This window comes from Humibacter sp. RRB41, from assembly GCF_022761015.1.
Taxonomy (GTDB): Bacteria; Actinomycetota; Actinomycetes; order Actinomycetales; family Microbacteriaceae; genus Humibacter.
Window position 1 is genome coordinate 77,621 of sequence record NZ_JAKWJQ010000002.1, and the last position, 17,164, is coordinate 94,784.

21 protein-coding genes are annotated in these 17,164 nt (G+C 67.2%); 16 read left to right on the forward strand and 5 right to left on the reverse strand.

Features of this window, described 5'->3' with window-relative positions; all coding sequences use genetic code 11:
- Nucleotides 1–103 precede the first annotated feature (103 nt).
- Nucleotides 104–346: a hypothetical protein gene (locus MJ603_RS06150; RefSeq protein ID WP_243062817.1), complete on the forward strand. Its 243-nt coding sequence runs from the start codon at nt 104–106 to the stop codon at nt 344–346.
- Between the two features lie 53 nt (nt 347–399).
- On the opposite strand, the gene MJ603_RS06155 is transcribed toward MJ603_RS06150, so the two are convergent.
- Nucleotides 400–882: a MarR family winged helix-turn-helix transcriptional regulator gene (locus MJ603_RS06155; protein WP_243062818.1), complete on the reverse strand. Its 483-nt coding sequence runs from the start codon at nt 880–882 to the stop codon at nt 400–402.
- Nucleotides 883–948: 66 nt separating this feature from the next.
- Here MJ603_RS06155 and MJ603_RS06160 point away from each other — a divergent pair, with 66 nt between their 5' ends.
- The 5 genes from MJ603_RS06160 to MJ603_RS06180 all read left to right on the forward strand — a co-directional run bounded on the left by MJ603_RS06160 (nt 949) and on the right by MJ603_RS06180 (nt 3,740).
- Nucleotides 949–1,692: an NAD(P)-dependent oxidoreductase gene (locus MJ603_RS06160; RefSeq protein WP_243062819.1), complete on the forward strand. Its 744-nt coding sequence runs from the start codon at nt 949–951 to the stop codon at nt 1,690–1,692.
- Nucleotides 1,693–1,700: 8 nt separating this feature from the next.
- Nucleotides 1,701–2,267 carry a peroxiredoxin-like family protein gene (locus MJ603_RS06165; protein ID WP_243062820.1) on the forward strand — a complete coding sequence of 189 codons (567 nt, stop codon included), beginning with the start codon at nt 1,701–1,703 and terminating at the stop codon, nt 2,265–2,267.
- 33 nt (nt 2,268–2,300) lie between these two features.
- Nucleotides 2,301–2,726 (forward strand): helix-turn-helix transcriptional regulator, encoded by a 426-nt coding sequence (locus MJ603_RS06170; RefSeq protein ID WP_243062821.1) that lies wholly within the window; start codon nt 2,301–2,303, stop codon nt 2,724–2,726.
- The gene (locus MJ603_RS06175; protein ID WP_243062822.1) at nt 2,723–3,211 is read left to right on the forward strand and encodes an SRPBCC domain-containing protein; all 489 of its coding nucleotides are present in this window, start codon (nt 2,723–2,725) and stop codon (nt 3,209–3,211) included. Before MJ603_RS06170 ends, MJ603_RS06175 begins: the two co-directional genes overlap by 4 nt.
- A gap of 61 nt (nt 3,212–3,272) precedes the next feature.
- Nucleotides 3,273–3,740, forward strand: a complete 468-nt coding sequence (locus MJ603_RS06180; protein ID WP_243062823.1) for a VOC family protein — start codon at nt 3,273–3,275, stop codon at nt 3,738–3,740.
- Between the two features lie 21 nt (nt 3,741–3,761).
- On the opposite strand, the gene MJ603_RS06185 is transcribed toward MJ603_RS06180, so the two are convergent.
- Nucleotides 3,762–4,511, reverse strand: a complete 750-nt coding sequence (locus MJ603_RS06185) for a GAF and ANTAR domain-containing protein (protein WP_243062824.1) — start codon at nt 4,509–4,511, stop codon at nt 3,762–3,764.
- 8 nt (nt 4,512–4,519) lie between these two features.
- Entirely contained in the window at nt 4,520–5,185 is a 666-nt protein-coding gene (locus MJ603_RS06190; RefSeq protein ID WP_243063289.1) for a GAF and ANTAR domain-containing protein, read from the reverse strand.
- A 159-nt stretch (nt 5,186–5,344) separates the two neighbouring features.
- Between MJ603_RS06190 and MJ603_RS06195 the strand changes: the two genes are divergently transcribed.
- Nucleotides 5,345–6,442: an acyl-CoA desaturase gene (locus tag MJ603_RS06195; protein WP_243062825.1), complete on the forward strand. Its 1,098-nt coding sequence runs from the start codon at nt 5,345–5,347 to the stop codon at nt 6,440–6,442.
- Here the strand turns inward: MJ603_RS06195 and MJ603_RS06200 are convergent.
- Nucleotides 6,372–7,148, reverse strand: coding sequence for a CDP-alcohol phosphatidyltransferase family protein (locus MJ603_RS06200; protein ID WP_243062826.1), 777 nt, complete (start codon nt 7,146–7,148; stop codon nt 6,372–6,374). The genes MJ603_RS06195 and MJ603_RS06200 overlap by 71 nt on opposite strands.
- A gap of 119 nt (nt 7,149–7,267) precedes the next feature.
- Between MJ603_RS06200 and MJ603_RS06205 the strand changes: the two genes are divergently transcribed.
- From MJ603_RS06205 to MJ603_RS06245, 9 genes are all read left to right on the forward strand, one after another.
- Nucleotides 7,268–8,263: a zinc-binding alcohol dehydrogenase gene (locus MJ603_RS06205; protein WP_243062827.1), complete on the forward strand. Its 996-nt coding sequence runs from the start codon at nt 7,268–7,270 to the stop codon at nt 8,261–8,263.
- Nucleotides 8,260–8,661, forward strand: coding sequence for a 6-carboxytetrahydropterin synthase (locus MJ603_RS06210; RefSeq protein ID WP_243062828.1), 402 nt, complete (start codon nt 8,260–8,262; stop codon nt 8,659–8,661). Before MJ603_RS06205 ends, MJ603_RS06210 begins: the two co-directional genes overlap by 4 nt.
- Nucleotides 8,658–9,752, forward strand: coding sequence for a glycosyltransferase family 4 protein (locus MJ603_RS06215; RefSeq protein WP_243062829.1), 1,095 nt, complete (start codon nt 8,658–8,660; stop codon nt 9,750–9,752). The genes MJ603_RS06210 and MJ603_RS06215 overlap by 4 nt, the downstream gene beginning before the upstream one ends.
- The gene (locus tag MJ603_RS06220) at nt 9,749–10,567 is read left to right on the forward strand and encodes an SAM-dependent methyltransferase (RefSeq protein WP_243062830.1); all 819 of its coding nucleotides are present in this window, start codon (nt 9,749–9,751) and stop codon (nt 10,565–10,567) included. Before MJ603_RS06215 ends, MJ603_RS06220 begins: the two co-directional genes overlap by 4 nt.
- A gap of 50 nt (nt 10,568–10,617) precedes the next feature.
- Nucleotides 10,618–11,577, forward strand: coding sequence for a lysylphosphatidylglycerol synthase transmembrane domain-containing protein (locus MJ603_RS06225; RefSeq protein WP_243062831.1), 960 nt, complete (start codon nt 10,618–10,620; stop codon nt 11,575–11,577).
- A complete protein-coding gene (locus MJ603_RS06230; protein WP_243062832.1) occupies nt 11,574–12,353 on the forward strand; it encodes a dihydrofolate reductase family protein in 780 nt (259 codons plus the stop codon). Before MJ603_RS06225 ends, MJ603_RS06230 begins: the two co-directional genes overlap by 4 nt.
- The gene (locus MJ603_RS06235; RefSeq protein WP_243062833.1) at nt 12,350–13,993 is read left to right on the forward strand and encodes a CDP-alcohol phosphatidyltransferase; all 1,644 of its coding nucleotides are present in this window, start codon (nt 12,350–12,352) and stop codon (nt 13,991–13,993) included. Before MJ603_RS06230 ends, MJ603_RS06235 begins: the two co-directional genes overlap by 4 nt.
- Nucleotides 13,994–14,131: 138 nt before the next feature.
- Nucleotides 14,132–14,551: a hypothetical protein gene (locus MJ603_RS06240; RefSeq protein WP_243062834.1), complete on the forward strand. Its 420-nt coding sequence runs from the start codon at nt 14,132–14,134 to the stop codon at nt 14,549–14,551.
- A gap of 73 nt (nt 14,552–14,624) precedes the next feature.
- Nucleotides 14,625–15,797, forward strand: coding sequence for an acyltransferase (locus MJ603_RS06245; RefSeq protein WP_243062835.1), 1,173 nt, complete (start codon nt 14,625–14,627; stop codon nt 15,795–15,797).
- A gap of 69 nt (nt 15,798–15,866) precedes the next feature.
- Here the strand turns inward: MJ603_RS06245 and MJ603_RS06250 are convergent, their stop codons facing one another.
- Nucleotides 15,867–17,033 carry a DUF1611 domain-containing protein gene (locus MJ603_RS06250; RefSeq protein ID WP_243062836.1) on the reverse strand — a complete coding sequence of 389 codons (1,167 nt, stop codon included), beginning with the start codon at nt 17,031–17,033 and terminating at the stop codon, nt 15,867–15,869.
- Nucleotides 17,034–17,164 lie beyond the last annotated feature (131 nt).

A 17,164-nucleotide genomic window follows, 5' to 3' on the forward strand; every position in this document is an offset into this window, starting at 1 on the left:
TAGCGGATCACGGATACGCGTGGAGGGTCGTCGGATGCCAGCGGCAGATCGATCGGGGAATGTTCGGTTGGGTGGCGCTCGGCCACGGTCGAAGGCCGCTTCCATGACGCTCGATGAGGCCCGGCTGATCGAGAGCCAGCTCGAGCAGGGCGCCCTCGATCTGACGCTTCCCGGAACTCAGGAGATCGTCGCGGAGGCGCATCGCGTGCGCCTGAAGGCGACCCTGTGGGGCGCCGACCGGGATGACGTGCGTCGCAAGCAGGTTCGGGGAACCGTCATCGTGGTCTGCGCGTTCGTCGTCGTGACCGTGTTCGGTCTCGTGGCGTGCCTGTCCGTGCGACCCTGACCTGCACGACCTCCACGACCCGCTCGTCAGCGGTCGGAGATCGTGGCCGGAGGTCAGTGGTCGGAGAAGCCGGCGACAGCCCGCCGCCCGGCGTCGGCCGTGCGCTCCAGAAAGCCGGAGATGAGCTCGAGTTCGGCGTTCGAGTAGCCGGTGCACACGGCATCCATCTCGTCGTTCATTCCCGAGTAGTGCTTGAAGACCTCGCCGATCGCGTCAGGGCGCACCGCGAGCAGCACGGCGCGTCTGTCTGACGGGTCTTTCTGTCGTTCGATCCAGCCGCCCTTCTCCAGACGGTCGACGACGCCGGTCATGGTGGCAGGATGCACGCCGGCGCGACGGGCGAGTGCCCCTGGACCCGCTGGACCGTGCTGCGCCAGGTAGTCGAGGCAGTCGAGATCGATGTCGCGCAGCTCGACCCTGGACGAGACGTGGTGCGCGAGCAGGGCGATCTGGTTGTTCACATCGCGGAAGTGCCGTTTCACCTCGGTCGTGAGCCGCCGATGCGTGCGGGATGCCGTGCTGTCCGATTCTGCCATGGTCATTCTCGCATTCATATAGTACGGTTTTCATATTATCAGAACACCGTCGACAAGGAGAATCTAGTGAACATCGTGGTCTTCGGAGCGAATGGACCCACCGGGCGTCTCGTCACCAGACTCGCGTTGGATGCCGGCGCGGGCGTCACTGCCGTCACGCGGGCGCCGGAATCGTTCCCGCTCCACCATGAGCGGTTGCGCGTCGAAGGCGGGGATGTCTTCGACCAGGCGTCGGTCGATCGTGCCGTCGAGGGGCAGGATGCCGTGTTGTCGGCACTGGGGGTGCCGTACTCGCGCGAGGCGATCACCACCTACTCGGTGGGAGCGCGCGCCATGCTCGCCGCCATGGAGCGGCACGGCGTGCGTCGCCTGGTCTGCGTGAGCTCGAGCGCCGTCGATCCGACTGCAGGGCCCCACGGCGGGTTCTTCTTCGAACGGGTGTTGCAGCCGTTCGTCGCGAACGTGCTCGGCAGGTCGCTCTACGACGACATGAAGCGCATGGAGAGCATCGTCGCCGCCAGCGGAACGGAGTGGACGGTGCTGCGCCCTTCCGGCCTCTTCGACGCGGATGCCGTCAGCGATTACCAGGTTGCCGAGCGTTACCTGCCGCCCAAGTTCACCGCGCGCATCGACCTGGCGGATGCCATGGTGCGGCAACTCGACGACGCCCGCTTCGTGGGTCGCGTCGCGGCGGTCGCCACGACGCAGGGTGCGCCGTCGGTGGCGCAGCTGATGATGCGCGAAGCGTTCAAGCGTCCGCCGAAGCAGGCGAAGGCATCCGCTGCTCGTGGCACCGTGCCGGCCGAGTAGGTGAGCGCATGGACACGTTGCGCAGAGGCGACGTCGTGTCGCCCCGCTCGTTCACGTCGATCACGGGAAGCCGCATCACGGTGCCGGGCGAGCAGGTCGTGCATCTGCAATTCCGCCGCTATGCCGGCTGCCCGGTCTGCAACCTCCATCTGCATCAGATGGCGCAGCGGATCGACGACATCAGGGACGCAGGAATTCGCGAAGTCGTGTTCTTCCACTCCGAGGCCGAGGTGATGCTTCCCCTTCAAGGGCGATTGCCCTTCGATACCGTCGCCGATCCGGAATTCGAGGTCTACCGGGAATTCGGCGTCGGCCGGATCACCTGGCGAAATGCGTGGCGTGGGCTGACCTGGCGAAGCTGGCGTTCGGCGGCTCGCGGACTGCGTGCCGCGCCGAGCCTGCGCAGCGCCCTCGGAGATGGAGAGACCAAGCTCGGATTGCCTGCCGAGTTCTTGATCGCCAGGGACGGGCGCATCGTCGCGCTGCGATACGGCAGGTACGTAGACGACCACTGGTCCGTACATGAGTTGCTCGAGATCAGCCGCAACGCTGCTCGTGCGTTGCGCAGCCCTTGACCTAGGAGAATGCGTCGAGTAACGTGCAACCAAATGGTTGTAGAAAGCACGTCGCTCGACGATCTCTCGGATGCCGAGGTGGACCGTCTCTTTCGCGCCTTGGCGGATGCCACGCGCCGTGACATCCTCGTGCGCACGATGGCCGGCGACCAATCTGTCACCACCCTGGCGCGCGGCTATGCGATGAGCTTCGCCGCGGTGCAGAAGCACGTGGCCGTGCTCGAGAGCGCGAGGCTGGTGCGCAAGGAGCGACGGGGGAGGGAGCAGCTCGTGCGAGCAGTGCCCGAGACCGTGCGGCGCGCGAACGCCCTGCTGCAGCGGTACGAGTCTCTGTGGCGCGAGCGCGCCGCAGGCATCGAGCGCATCCTCGCCGAGGACGGTTTCACGCCCGGGAACGAACCGACGGCTGAGCACACCGCACAGGGCGATACGAACACGACGCGAAGGAGGCGGCCATGACCGTCATCGGCAGCAGCACGGATCCGCAGCTCCTCACCATGACTTTCGTGGCCGAGTTTGTAGCCCCGCCCGCACGGGTCTGGCAGGTGTGGGAGGACCCGCGTCAACTCGAGCGGTGGTGGGGTCCGCCGACCTGGCCCGCGACCTTCGACCGGCACGAACTTGTGGCCGGTGGAGAATCTCGCTATCACATGACCGGGCCAGACGGCGAGAAGGCTCCAGGTTGGTGGACGACGCTCGAAACGGACGCCCCGAACAGCCTTCTCATCGAGGATGGCTTCTCGCTCGCCGACGGCGAGCCTGATCCCGCGATGCCGACGATGCGTCTCGAGGTGTCCTTTCAGGCGCTCGCGGACGGCGACAGCACGCGCATGACGATCACCGCGCGTTTCGCCGACCTGCAGCAGCTCGAGAAGGTCGCCGCGATGGGCATGCTCGAGGGTATGACGGGCGCCCTCACGCAGATCGACGCCCTCCTGGACTGAAGCCACGGCGAGATCGCCGCGGACCACACCGAGTGCAATACCGATCGAAGGAGAAAAGATCATGGCCGGACTCGCACCCATCCAACCCTGTCTCTGGTTCGACCAGCAGGCGCGTGAGGCGATGGAGTACTACGTCGGCGTCTTTCCGAACTCGCGCATCGTCTCGATCGACGAGTATCCGGACGAGTCCCTCGACGAGCATTTCGCCGGCATGTCGGGCAAGGTGCTCAACGGCAGGTTCACATTGAACGGCGTCGACTTCGTTTGTCTCGACGGCGGCCCGCTGTTCACGTTCAACGAGTCGATCTCGTTCGTGGTCTCGTGTGCTGATCAGGAGGAGATCGACCGGTACTGGTCGAAGCTGTCGCACGTGCCGGAGTCCGAGCAGTGCGGCTGGTGCAAAGACCGGTTCGGTGTCAGCTGGCAGATCATCCCGGCGAACATGGGCGATCTCACGGTCAGGCCGGAACAGATCGAGGTGATGATGCGCCAGAAGAAGGTCGTGATCGCCGAACTCGAGAACGCCTGACGCAGGCACACCGATAAGGGATCAGGCGACGAGTGCGTCGATTCCGATCGTGCGATCGACCACGCCGGACGCGACGGCGCGAAGAGTGATCGCGTGCGAGCGCGCGTACCGGCGCAGAACCCCGAACGCGTCGTCCATGCCGAGGCTCGCCGATTGAGCCAGCACGCCCTTCGCCTGTTCGATCAGGATGCGGCTGTCGAGCGCGTGCTGCAGTTGTGAGACCACGAGGCCGGACTGACTGCTGATGCGTTCGTGCAGGATGCCGATGGTCGCGACGTCGGCGAGCGCCTGCGCGACGTCGGCATCTGCACTCGGAAACGCTCCGGCGAACGTGCGGAAGAGATTCATCGTGCCGATGACGTCGCCGCGGAGCCGCAGCGGCGTCGCGTGCACCGAACGGAAGCCGTGCTGAAGCGCGATCGCCGCGAACTCCGGCCAGGCCGCCGTCGTCGCCGCGATGTCGGGGACATCGATGGCTTCGCCGATGCGGTAGCAATCAAGACACGGTCCTGCACCCGCGCTCAGCTGCATGACTTCGACGAGTTCGACTCTCTCGCTCGTCGACGCGACGAGCTGCAACGCCTCACCCGGCTGGGCGAGCATCAAGCCGCCGGCCTGAGCGTCGAGGATCTCGGTGCACTCGCTCACCAGGGTGTGCAGCAGGTCGACGACGTCGTAGTCCGCCGTCAGCGTGTCGGCGACCGCGACGAAGGCTGCGTTGAGTTTGGACTCTCGCGATTCGTTGCCCATGTCGGCTCCCATGAAGGTCATTTCCGAGTCTAGAGAGGGTCGTCCGACAGCGCGCCGAAATCGATGTTGCGTCTCACGACGTCGGCCGCGACGTCACGTACCGAGCGGTCGGTGGCGAAGGCGTGCGCCCGGAGCCGGGCGAAGGCATCTGTCGCAGAGACATCCAATTGCACGATGATCATGCCGACCGCCTGATGTACCTCGCGCCGCATCGCGGGCGGGCCGGACGGATCCTCTGCTCCGCCTGCCGACAGCATCGCGAGACGTGCAGCGGCCGTGGTCGTTCCCCTGGCCAGGGACTCCGCGGTCTCGATCGCGTCGTAGTCCAGGGCGCCCGGTGCCCTCCGGTACAGATCGATCGCCCCGACGACCACCGCGCCGAGTCGCAGCGGGAACGAGAAGACGGCGTGCACGCCGATGCTCAGCGCGGTCGACGCGAACATCGGCCACGCCTGCGCGACGGGAGAGTCCAGTTCGGCCACCAGCACCGACCTGGCCTCGTCGATCGCCTGCCAGCGTGGACCCTCCATGAGATCGAACTGGAACTCGTCCAGCCGCACCGCGTCGGCATTGCTGGCGGCGATGGTGGCCTGTCTTCCGCCCTCCGACACCACCGAGATGGACGCACCGTCGATGGCCAGCGACGACACGAACGGGCTCACCAGCGAGTTCGCAGCATCCGGTCCGTCATTCATCACGACCACTCGCCGGTTCCTGCGCATCAACACGCAGATTCACCGTACCCCGTCCGATCGCAGGGTGGGCGGAGTACCCTGATGGCAGGTTGTCCCAGACCCCGACTGCCTGATCATTTCCGATCCGCGGATGCCGCGGCGCAGACGGGGAGAGAATCAATGACGACCATCACGACGCCAGGCCTCGGGGCGGTGCGGTCTACGGTTCCGCGTACTCCGGGTGCGAACAACGACTACACGCAGTTGGCGTCCGACATCCGTGGTTCCGGCCTGCTGAGGCGCAGGTACGGGTACTACTGGACGAAGCTCGTCGCCGTGCCGATCGCCTACGCCGCGTGCTTCGCGCTGCTCCTGTGGGTCGGCAACTCCTGGTGGCAGATGGCCGTCTCTGCGCTGTTCGCGTTCGTCTTCACCCAGACCGCCTTTCTCGGACACGACGCCGCGCATCGGCAGATCTTCCGCTCAGGCCGGTGGAACGACTGGATCAGCCTCATTCTCGGCGACCTCTTCATCGGCATGAGCTACGGCTGGTGGCAGCACAAGCACACCAAGCACCACGCGAATCCGAACCGCGAAGGGTACGACCCCGACATCGAGTTGCCGGTGATCGCCTTCACACCGGAGCAAGCACGCAAGCCCAGGCCGTGGCCGCTGCCCTGGGTGTTCGCGCACCAGGGGGCGTTCTTCTTCCCGATCCTGTTCCTCGAGGGCATCTCGCTGCACGCCTCGAGCGTGCGCCGCGTGTTCGCCCGCGAGCCGGTGGCTCGTCGCCCCGTGGAGATCACCTTCCTGATGGCGAGGCTGATCGGATACCTCGGCATCGTGTTCTTCATCCTTCCGCCCGGCAAGGCGGTCGCCTTCCTGGCAGTGCAGCTCGGGCTGTTCGGCTTCTACATGGGCATGTCGTTCGCTCCCAACCACAAGGGGATGCCACTGGTGCCGAGGGAGATGAAGCTCGACTTCTTGCGCAGGCAGGTGATGATGAGCCGTAACATCCGCGGCAATCGCGTGCTCGACTTCGCAATGGGCGGGCTCAACTATCAGATCGAGCACCACCTCTTTCCGTCGATGCCGAGGCCGCATCTGAGACGCGCAGCACCGATGGTGCGCGACTATTGCGCCGATCGTGATGTGCCGTATCTGGAGACCGGACTGTTCGAGTCGTACACGATCGTGTTCCGCTACATCAACCGGGTGGGGCTGGGGGAGAAGGATCCGTTCGCCTGTCCGATGCTCGAGGTACGGCAGAGTATCTAAGCGCCCGTGGCGCCTCGGCCGGCGAGCGGTGCCGCACGAGCCACACGACATCGCGCCCGAACGATTCGACGAGCAGCAGAAGGGCCGCGAGCACAAGGACCACTGCGAGCTGCGCGAGCAGTCCGGATGCCGCGAACGTCAGGGCGATGCCCTGCGCGGCGGTCACGACCTTGCGCCAGTACCGGGGCGGGAGCTGCGCACGAAACCAGGGGAGTGCCCAGCCGACGGCCACGAAGGCGTAACGCATGAGGCCGATCGCGAGCACCCAGACGCCGAGGGTCTGCGCGACGTAGGCGCTGAGCACCATGAGCAGGAAGGCATCCACCTCCATGTCGTACCGGGCGCCGAGTTCGGAGGCCGACCCTGTGCGGCGTGCGACCCAGCCGTCCACCGCGTCGAGCGCGAGCGCGGGGATCGCCAGCCCCACGAGAAGCGGCACAGGAATCGGCCCGACGAACGACGCCGCGACGATGGCGGTGATCAGCGCGACGAGTGTGGACCGCGCCGTTGTCACGACGTTCGCCCAGCCGACACGTGTTGCGCCCCTGCGGTGCAGACCGACGCCGAGCAGAACGTTGGAGACCACGGCGTAGGTGGCTCCCGCTGCCCAGCCGGCAGGCGGAAGCCGCGTCACCAGGTGCACAAGCGCAAGGCCGGCGATGCACGCAGCCGTCGCGGTGATCGGAATCCAGTGAACCGTTCTCATGGTCTTCCTCGTGTCTTCTGTCAGAGCCCTCATTCCTTAAGACGCGACGACGCGCCGAGCGGTTCAGATGCGATCGGCGATCCGATCGTACGACGCGTGATCGAGTCGAAGGGAGACACGTGCTCGAGGCGACGGCGTTCTGGATCGAAAGGCCGGGACTCGGTGCGCTGCGTACGCAGTCGCTGCCACCGGTCGAAGCCGACGAGGTGCTCGTTCGCACGCGCTACACCGCGGTCAGCCGGGGAACCGAGAGCACGGTGTTCCTCGGCCGGGTGCCGAACGGCGAGCGCGAGCGCATGCGAGCGCCACATCAAGATGGCGACTTTCCCTGGCCGGTCAAATACGGCTATTTGAACGTCGGCCGGGTCGAACAGGGGCCGAGCGAGCTGGTGGGGCGCACGGTGTTCACGCTGTACCCGCATCAATCGGCGTTCGTGGTCCCGGCCGCCGCGGTGCTGCCGGTGCCCGACGACGTTCCGGCCAGGAGGGCGGTGCTGGCCGGCGCCGTGGAGACCGCGGTGAACGTCGTGTGGGATGCCTCACCGCTCATCGGCGATCGTGTCGTGGTGATCGGTGCCGGGATGATCGGATGCTGCGTCGCGCGACTGCTGGCCGGCATCCCTGAGGCTGACGTGACGCTGGTGGATGTCGATCCGTCTCGTCGGACGACGGTGGAGCGGCTCGGGGTCGGCTTCGCGGATCCGGCACATGCGCCACGGGACTGCGATGTGGTGATCGACGCGAGCGGGGCGGAATCCGGCTTGCAGCTCGCTCTTCAGGCAGTGGCGGACGAGGGCGAGGTGATCGAGGCCGGCTGGTTCGGCGATCGGCCCGTCACCCTGACGCTCGGCGCCGATTTCCACTCGCGAAGGCTGTCCATCCGCTCGAGCCAGGTCGGCATGGTCGCTCCAAGGCGACGCGGCACGCGAAGCACGAAGGACAGGCTCGCTCTCGCCCTGCGACTGCTGCGAGATTCGGCATTCGACGCTCTGCTCAGCGGTGAGTCGTCGTGGCGCGATCTCCCGCGGGTGATGGCCGAACTGGCCGAAGGCTCGACCGAGAAGGGGGGCGCGCCCGTGCTCTGTCACACCATCGATTGGGAGGACGCATCGTGACGTTCACCGTGACCGTCCGCGACCACATGATGGTCGCCCACAGCCTCTTAGGCGAGGTCTTCGGGCCGGCGCAGCGCTTGCACGGCGCAACGTTCGTCGTCGACGCCTCCTTCGGCGCCGACGAACTCAACACAGACGGCATCGTGGTCGACATCGGTCTCGCGTCCGCCGCGCTGCACGAGATCGTCGGAGCGTTCGCGTACCGCAACCTCGATGACGAACCGGAGTTCACGGGGATGAACACCACGACGGAGCAGCTCTGCCGAGTGATCGCGGATCGCCTCGCGGAGCGCGCTTCGGCCGGCAGCCTCGGCGACCCAGGGCGACTCCTGTCGTCCGTCGCGGTCACGTTGCACGAGTCCCACATCGCGTGGGCGAGCTATCAGAGGGCGTTGTGAGCGACACACGAGATTCGGCACCGCGCATCGTGCACGTCGTCGTGCCGGAAGGCGTGGACGACCCTCTTCGGGTCAGCGGTGGAAACGTCTACGACCTCGCGTTGTGCCGGGGGCTGACGGATCTGGGGTGGGACGTGCGAATGCTCCGGAGTGCGTCAGGCGGTTTCGCAACGACGGCGGTTCTCTCGCGTCTGCCCGACGGAGCCGTGGTCGTCATCGACGGGCTGCTCGCCGTGGAAGCGCCGGATGCTCTGGAACGGGAGTCCGGCCGCCTCCGCATGGTCGTGCTCGCGCACATGGTCGCGGCATCGGTCGCACCTGAGCACGAGCGGGCAGCGGCAGCAGATCGCGAGCGGCGCGCGCTCGATGCGGCGGCGGGGGTGGTCGTCACGAGCAGGTGGACGCGAGACGAGCTCGTGTCGGAAGGCCTTTCCCATCCTGACCGCATCGTGGTCGCCCTGCCCGGCGTGGAGCGGGTACCCGCGACCGTCGCTTCGCCGGGTGGAACGCGGCTCCTCTGCGTTGGCGCCGTCGCTCCGCACAAGGGCCAGGACGTGTTGCTGCGCGCGCTCGCAGGGCTCGATGACCGACAGAACTGGACGTGCACCCTCGCGGGATCGCTCGACGTCGACCCGGACTTCGTCGCAGCGCTGATGACGGTCGCCGAGGCGGCGGGGCTGGGGGAGCGCATCCGGTTCGCCGGGGTGCTGATGGGCAGCCGACTCGCGGATGCCTATGCAGCGGCCGATCTCCTCGTCGCGCCGTCTCGCGCGGAGAGCTTCGGCATGGCGGTGGCCGAGGCGCTGGCGCACGGCATCCCGGTGCTCGCCAGCCGGGTCGGCGGCCTTCCGGAGGCGGTGGACGGAAGCGGGGCGGGCATCCTTGTGCCGCCGGACGATCCGTGGGCCCTGCGCGTCGTGCTGCAGCAGTGGTGGTCCGATGCCGGCAGGCGGTCGGCTCTGAAGGCAGAGGCCATGCGCACGCGTTGTTCGGCACCGGGTTGGCATGAGACGGCAGAATCCATCGCCACCGTGCTGAGCGATGTGGCGAGCGGTCACGCGGTGCACGCAAGCAGCAGGAGGAGAGCATGACCGACGTCGTTCAGACCAGCAGCTCGTGGCTCGCACTGCGCGAGCCGGAGGATGCCCGCTCGCGCTCGATGCAGCTCGCCCTGGCGGCTGCGACTCGGCTTGGGGACCCACCGATCGTCGTCCACGATCTCGGCAGCGGCACCGGCTCGATGATGCGCTGGCTCGCACCGCTGCTTCCCGGTCCGCAGACCTGGGTGCTGCACGACTGGAACGCGAGCCTCGTGGCCAGCGCGCGGGACGAACGGATGCCTGTCGACCGCGACGGCCGCCCGCTGTCGGTGCGCACGAGCGTCGGGGAGCTCGAGCACGTCGACGGCGATGACCTGCGGGGAGCTTCGCTCGTCACGGCATCCGCGTTGCTCGACGTGCTGACGTCCGAGGAGGTGCACGCGATCGCAGCGGCGTCTGTCGCAGCCGGTGCCCCTGTGCTGCTGAGTCTCAGCGTGACGGGCAGGGTCGATCTGATTCCGAGGCATCCGCTGGACGAGGCATTCCAGAATGCGTTCAACGCTCATCAAAGGCGCAGCGCCGACGGCAGGCGGTTGCTGGGCCCGCACGCTGTCGCGGTCGTTCGCGGGCTGTTCCTCGAGGCGGGCTGGCACGTGCGCCCTGTCGAGACGCCGTGGCGGCTCGGGCCGCACGATGCGCGACTGCTCGCCGAGTGGTTCGACGGCTGGACGGATGCCGCACTCGAGCAGAGCCCGCACCTCCACGACGATGCCTCCGACTACCTCGACCTTCGCCGAGCCCAGCTGACGGACGGAGCGCTGTCCGCCGTCGTGCACCACAGGGATCTTCTGGCGTGGTCGCGATGAGCCAGGCAGCGAGCGCGACGACCTTGAGACCCGTTCCGTCGACTGCCGACGTGGCGAGCAGGGACGCGAAGGCGAAACGACAGCTGAAGTCCGCCGTCGGTTCTCGCCGCTTTCGCGCGTGGGTGCGCCCGGTTGCCGGTGTGATCCTGCTGGCCGTCATCGTGTGGCGGGTCGGTGCAGCTCCCTTCGTGCACGGCCTGCTCAGCGTAGACCTGCGGGCGGTGGCAGCTGCGCTCGTGCTGTGCGCCGTGTCGACGGCCGCGTCGGCGTGGCGGTGGCGGGTCGTGGCGAACCGGCTCGGCGTGCGCATCGCGCTTCCGACCGCGATCGGCATGTACTACCGCTCGCAGTTCCTCAACTCCGTGCTTCCCGGTGGGCTGCTCGGTGATGTGCACCGCGCCGTCGCCCACGGAGGCGACTCCGGCGACGTGCCGCAGGCATCCCGTGCCGTCGTGATCGAACGGATTGCTGGCCAGGTCGTTCAAGTGATCGTCACGGTCGGGGTGCTGGCATGGGCGGGGGCGGAATTCGAGGGATCGGTGCTCCTCGCCCTCGGAATCGTGCTCGCCGTCATCATCGTGACCGCCTCCATCGTCATCGCGAGCGCACGACTGCGGCGTGTCATCGCACGCGAGGTCGCCGAGCTGCGAGCCGGCGTCGGATCGCCGTCCGCGATCGTGCAGGTCGTCGTCGCGTCCGTCGTCGCGGTCGGATGCCACGTCGCCGTCTTCGCGATCGCCGTCGCCGCCGTCGGCGTGCAGGTCCCGCCACTCCGGTCGGGTGTCATCGCCCTCGTCGTGCTGCTCGGCGCCTCGATCCCCGTGAACATCGGCGGATGGGGCCCGCGCGAGGGCGTCGCCGGATGGACCTTCGCAACAGCGGGACTGGGATCGGCGGCGGGAGTCGCCGCATCGACCACTTTCGGCGTCATCGCCTTGATCGCGGTGGCTCCGGGCGCGGTCATCGCGATCGCTCTCGCTTCACACCGTCGAGGAGATCGACCATCATGACAGCACCGCGCATGACCTCACGCCGCGAGCCGCGCCCCTATGTGACGCTCAGCAGCGCCATGTCGATCGACGGCTATCTCGACACGGCCCTGCCGCCACGGCTGATGCTCTCGAATGCCGCCGACTTCGACCGCGTCGACGAGCTGCGTGCAGAGAACGACGCGATCCTGGTCGGTGCGCGCACGATCCGCAAGGACAACCCGCGGCTGCTCGTGCGCAGCGAAGACCGACGCGGCCTCAGGGCATCGGCCGGCAGGTCCCGACTGCCGTGGAAGGTGACGGTCACAGCGACGGGAGACCTCGACCCGTGTTCGGCGTTCTTCGTCGTCGGTGATACCCGAAAACTGGTCTATTGTCCTTCGTCGGTGCAAGGGACGTTGCACCGACGCCTCGGGTCGCTCGCCTCCGTGGTGGGACTCGGCGAGGACGTAACCATGATCGACCTGCTCAGCGACCTGTGCGAGCGCGGCGTGCAGAGCCTCATGGTCGAAGGCGGGGGAATGGTGCACACGCAGTTCCTGGCATCCGGCCTCGCGGACGAGTTGCAGCTGGTCGTCGCCCCGTTCTTCGTCGCCGACGAGCAAGCACCGCGTCTGGTTCGCAACGGCGCCTTCCCCTGGACGGCCGACCATCGCGCTCGGCTCGTCGAGGTGAGGCCGATCGGGGACGTCGTGCTCTTGCGATACGGACTGTCGGAGCGTTGCGTCGAAGAGTCAAAGATCGCCTCGCCCCGCGTGCGACCTGCTTCGGTGTTCTCGGCGGGGATCAGGGCATGAGCGAGCGATCGGATGCCCGCGACGACGACCGGCGGGCAGTTGTGGTGGTCGCGACAACGGCCGCCGTCCTCGTGCTGTTCGTTGCGGCGCTCGCTCCTGGCCTGATCGCCTCCGGATCGGGGCTCGCCCTTCTCCGCGTTCCCGTCGAGGCCGTGCTCGGGCTGCTCGTGCTGGCACTGCTGCCGTGGGCGTTCGCCCGCAGGATCGTCGCGGCGTTCATCGCCGTTCTCCTCGTCGCAGCGGCGGTTCTCGCAGCGCTCGACAAGGGGTTCGAGACGACGCTGAGCCGCCCGTTCAACATCGTCACGGATTGGCCGGAGCTGCGGGATGCCTACGGCGTGCTCAGTGATTCGGCCGGCGGCTTCGGTGCGGCCGGGCTCGTCGCTCTGCTTCTGCTTGCGGTGGCTGCGGCGCTTGTGGCGGTGACCTGGGCGCTCCTGCGCATCGATCGCGTCCTGCGCACTCATCGCAGGGCGGCCCTGATCGGTGGATCGAGTGTGACCGCGGTCTGGGTGGTCGCGGCGCTCGTCGGGGCGCAACTGGTTCCCGGGGAGCCGGTTGCGGCATCCTCTGTGATCGGAACCCTGGAGCAGAAGGCCGTGCAGGCCGGCGTGACCGCGCACGACCAAGCGGCGTTCGCGAAGGCTGCGGTGAGCGATCCGTATGCGAAGCTGCCGGCATCCGACCTGCTCACCGGCCTCAAGGGCAAAGACGTCATCGTCGCCTTCATCGAGAGCTACGGTCAGGTCGCCGTGCAGAACACCTCGTTCTCGTCGGGCGTCGACAAGGTGCTGAACAGCGGTAACGCCCAGCTCGCGAAGGCCGGGTACTCCGAACGCAGTGCGTTCCTGACCTCGCCCACCTTCGGAGGTATCAGCTGGCTGGCGCACTCGACACTGCAGAGCGGGCTGTGGGTCGACTCGCAGCAGAAGTACGACCGCGTCACGTCGAGCGACAGGTTCACCCTGAGCGATGCGTTCAAGAAGGCAGGATGGCGCACTCTCAGCGATGTGCCGTCGGATGCCGCTCCTTGGCCGGTCGGAAAGTCGTTCTACCACTACGACACGCTGCTGAACTCGCAGAACGTCGGGTATCAGGGACCGCGATTCAGCTACGCGCGCATCCCCGACCAGTTCACCTGGAACTACCTTCAACAGCACGAACTCGCCTCCCCGCATAAGCCGTTCATGGCGGAGGTCGACTTCGTCTCGTCGCACACGCCGTGGACTCCGCTTCCCCATCTGGTGCCGTGGTCGTCGGTCGGCGATGGATCCGTCTACGACCCGCAGCCCGCGGAAGGGCTGCCGCCGAGCGTGGTCTGGCAGAACCCCCGCCACGTGCAACAGCTGTACGGGGAGTCGGTGCAGTACACGATGAGCACGCTGTTCTCGTTCCTGACCACCTTCAACGACCCGAACCTCGTGCTCGTCGTGCTCGGCGATCACCAGCCGGCGACCGTGGTGAGCGGGTCGGGAGCGAACCACGATGTGCCCATCAGCATCATCTCGAAGGACAAGGGGGTGATCGCCGGCATCGACTCCTGGCACTGGCAGCAGGGCGTGTTCCCGTCACCGGCGGCGCCGGTGTGGCGCATGGATGCCTTCCGCAATCGTTTCTTGACCGCCTACGGCCCGCAATGAACGGGCTTCGACCTGAGGACCGCGGCCGGAATCGGCACAGTGGATCCGGCGCAGATCTGAACGTTCACGCGCGCTCACTCGTGTACTCAACGGCGGCCTCACACAACGGGGGACCACATCGAAAGACAGGTGACGGGAATGAGCGGTAGCAACCAAGGCGCCCTGTGGGTCATACGGATCCTCAGCGCGATCATCCTTCTCACGATCGGCGGATTCCATTTGTTCCTGGTGTTCGACGGCGTCGGCGGCCTGCTCGGTGTGCTGTTCGTGCTGAATGCCATCGCCGGTATCGTGCTGGCGATCGCCATGCTCGTTCTCCGCGGTCTGTTGCTCACATGGGCGACGGTGCTGAGCCTGCTGTTCGTCATCGCGTCTCTGCTGTCGCTGCTGCTCGCGTTGACCGTCGGGCTCTTCGGTATCACCGAGGTCTGGAGCTTCACCCTCGTGCCTGAGACGGTCATCGTCGAGGCCATCGGCGTCGTCGTGCTCGCCATCGCCACCGCGATCGTCGTGCGTGCACCGCGAAAGGTGTCGTCGGATGCCCCGGCGCGGGCGTGATGTCCCGCACGCTGTCGGGTACGACGTCGCCCGACACGTGTAGTGCGTCGGACGGGAGTCGGACCCAAGGCTGATGACCGGCGTCGGCGCTGTCGCCTCGACCGTGAATCCTCGCCGGATCGTCGGACTCGACGGGATCCGCGGGCTCGCAGCGCTGTACGTCGTGCTCAACCACATCTTCGAGCGGGCATGGCCGGGCGCCTCTGCCGTGCACGCGCCGCTCTGGGCGGCATGGCTCGGTGACGGACGGTTCGCGGTGATCGTCTTCATCGCGGTCTCCGGATTCTCGCTCGCCCTCGGTCCCGTGCGCTCTGGATGGCGCTTCGCATCGATCCGGGAGTTCGGGCGCCGACGCGCCTGGCGCATCCTGCCGCCGTACTGGGCGGCCTTGGGGTTCAGCCTGGTCATGGTCTGGTGTGTGCTCGCGCAGCCAGGGTGGACGGTGCCGAACGCCAAATCCGTTGTCGTCTACGGACTGCTGGTGCAGGATGCCGTGCCTGCCGGCATCCCGAACCGTGCATTCTGGTCGATCGCCATCGAGGCGCAGCTCTACCTTCTTCTGCCGTTGCTGCTGTTGATCGTGCGCCGCGTCAGCGCGCCGGCGATGGCGGCATCGGTAGCCGCGGTCGTCGTCACGATCGGGCTGCTCGGGCCGCACGTGTCACTTCTGAACGACGCGCTCGTGAAGTTCACACCCGACCTCGCCGTGCTGTTCGCCGTCGGCGTCGTTGCGGCGGGGATCGTCACCGCGAAGGAGCGCGTGCGGTCGCAGCCGTGGGGCTGGTATGCACTCGCAGCGTCGGTCCCGGTCGTCGTTCTGGTCGCGGTCGAGGGCGCGACCTGGTCGAATCTCAACGTGTTCTGGGTTGATCTGGCCTGGGCCCCCGCGATCGGATGCTTCCTCGCCTCGATCGCCACCTCGCGGCCGCGGAGCATCGTGCGCCTCCTTGACACGCGGCCGCTCCGCAGCCTCGGGTCGTTCTCGTACAGCCTCTATCTGACCCACATGCCGATCGTGATAGCCGTGTCCTACGGCCTTGTGCTGCCTCGCGTCGAGTCGGGTGCGCCGGCCTTCTTCGTGCTCGTCGCCGTGCTCGTGCCGGCAACGGTGTGTTTCGCCCGAGTGTTCGCTGCGGTCTTCGAACTGCCGTTTCAGAGGTACCGAGGGTGGAAAGCACTGCGCGAAGCGGCGGTGCCCGTCGTGCGGCGATTCGTACCACGTGGTGCCTCCATTCGGGGTCGATGAGACCCGAATGGAGGCGAGCCCGCTAACGCACGGACCAGGGCGCCGGACCAGGGCACTGGCCGCGTCGCCTCAGTTGGCGAGTCGCGTGCGCGGCTGCAGCTCGGGGAAGGCGGCCGTCACCATGTCGGCGAGTTCGTCGAGCGGCCGTGTCAGCGGATCGGTTGCCGGCAGTCCGGTCTCCGTTTCGAGCACGCCGATCGCAGGGGCGATCTCGTCGGGCGTCATGTCCTCGTGGTTCATGGTGACCCCGATGACCTTGGTGTCGGCGAACGCCTCGATGAGGGTCACCTCGCTCGTGACGCTCGGCACCGGCATCATCGGGAAGTCGCCGAGCATGCGGCGCTTGGGGGCGTGCTGCACGATGACGCCGCTCGCACGGCTGCCGCGCAGGATCTGCGCGCTGCTCATGTATGCGGGGTGGCTCAGGGCGCCCTGTCCCTCGACGACGATCACGTCGGGGTCTTCGCCCAGGAACGCGGCGACGACCTGGTTCTCCACCTCGCCGGAGCAGAACTGGGGAACGATCGCGTCGAGCGCGACGCCGTACTTGCCGCCTTGCATGATCGAGGTCTGGCCGGTGCCGACCAAGACGGCACGGATGCCTCGAGCGTTCAGAGCCTGCACGAGCAGAGTGGCCGTTGTGCGCTTGCCGACCGATCCGTCGGTGCCGAGCACCGCGATGCGGGGGCAGGTGACGTCGAAGATGCGGCCGGAGAAGAGGTGCAGGTCCTTCTTCTCCTTGGGGCGGCGTACATCGGTGATCGTGACCCCGTTCTGCAGCGCTGCTGCCGCGAACTCCGGATCGTCGTTCAAGAACTCGTGAAGGCCGTTCACGATGTGCATGCCCTGCTCGATGCCGTCGAGCAGCACAGAGCGGTGGGTGTCGGAGAGCAGGCCGTCCGCCGGCGCCATGCCGAAGATCAGGTAGTCGGGCGTGCGGCCGGCGCGGGACAGAGCCGCTGTGAGTGAGGCGACAACGGGGATGCCGTTGGGGACGCCGTCGAGCTGTGCGCCGGCATCCGCGCCGTCGTGCGTGCTGTCGATGACGCTCAGAATCTCGTAGCGCTCCGAAAAACGAACGAGGCCGTTGGCGGTCTTGCCGTCCTGCTCGCCGAACAGGCCCTCGCAATAGACGATGGCGGTGGCACCGACCGGCAGAGTCGGCTCGATTCCGGCCGGTACGGGACGCGTCGCGTCGTCGGTGGACGGCGCGGTGAAAGGGGGTACGTGCGACATAGCGCTCCTCTGAGTGGCCCAGAGGAAACGTTCGCACTGCGGCAGACTGCGCGCGGAGTTCGGAGAGATCTTCCCTGACGTCGACGAGATGTCAACGCTTCTGAACGTATCAGTGTCGGCTGAACGTCAGC

Bases quoted from the DNA above. Each gene is read 5' to 3' on its own strand.
- MJ603_RS06150 (WP_243062817.1), top strand. From the start codon at position 104: ATGACGCTCGATGAGGCCCGGCTGATCGAGAGCCAGCTCGAGCAGGGC.
- MJ603_RS06155 (WP_243062818.1), bottom strand. From the start codon at position 882: ATGGCAGAATCGGACAGCACGGCATCCCGCACGCATCGGCGGCTCACG.
- MJ603_RS06165 (WP_243062820.1), top strand. From the start codon at position 1,701: ATGGACACGTTGCGCAGAGGCGACGTCGTGTCGCCCCGCTCGTTCACG.
- MJ603_RS06170 (WP_243062821.1), top strand. From the start codon at position 2,301: ATGGTTGTAGAAAGCACGTCGCTCGACGATCTCTCGGATGCCGAGGTG.
- MJ603_RS06175 (WP_243062822.1), top strand. From the start codon at position 2,723: ATGACCGTCATCGGCAGCAGCACGGATCCGCAGCTCCTCACCATGACT.
- MJ603_RS06180 (WP_243062823.1), top strand. From the start codon at position 3,273: ATGGCCGGACTCGCACCCATCCAACCCTGTCTCTGGTTCGACCAGCAG.
- MJ603_RS06185 (WP_243062824.1), bottom strand. From the start codon at position 4,511: ATGACCTTCATGGGAGCCGACATGGGCAACGAATCGCGAGAGTCCAAA.
- MJ603_RS06190 (WP_243063289.1), bottom strand. From the start codon at position 5,185: ATGAATGACGGACCGGATGCTGCGAACTCGCTGGTGAGCCCGTTCGTG.
- MJ603_RS06195 (WP_243062825.1), top strand. From the start codon at position 5,345: ATGACGACCATCACGACGCCAGGCCTCGGGGCGGTGCGGTCTACGGTT.
- MJ603_RS06200 (WP_243062826.1), bottom strand. From the start codon at position 7,148: ATGAGAACGGTTCACTGGATTCCGATCACCGCGACGGCTGCGTGCATC.
- MJ603_RS06220 (WP_243062830.1), top strand. From the start codon at position 9,749: ATGACCGACGTCGTTCAGACCAGCAGCTCGTGGCTCGCACTGCGCGAG.
- MJ603_RS06230 (WP_243062832.1), top strand. From the start codon at position 11,574: ATGACAGCACCGCGCATGACCTCACGCCGCGAGCCGCGCCCCTATGTG.
- MJ603_RS06235 (WP_243062833.1), top strand. From the start codon at position 12,350: ATGAGCGAGCGATCGGATGCCCGCGACGACGACCGGCGGGCAGTTGTG.
- MJ603_RS06240 (WP_243062834.1), top strand. From the start codon at position 14,132: ATGAGCGGTAGCAACCAAGGCGCCCTGTGGGTCATACGGATCCTCAGC.
- MJ603_RS06245 (WP_243062835.1), top strand. From the start codon at position 14,625: ATGACCGGCGTCGGCGCTGTCGCCTCGACCGTGAATCCTCGCCGGATC.
- MJ603_RS06250 (WP_243062836.1), bottom strand. From the start codon at position 17,033: ATGTCGCACGTACCCCCTTTCACCGCGCCGTCCACCGACGACGCGACG.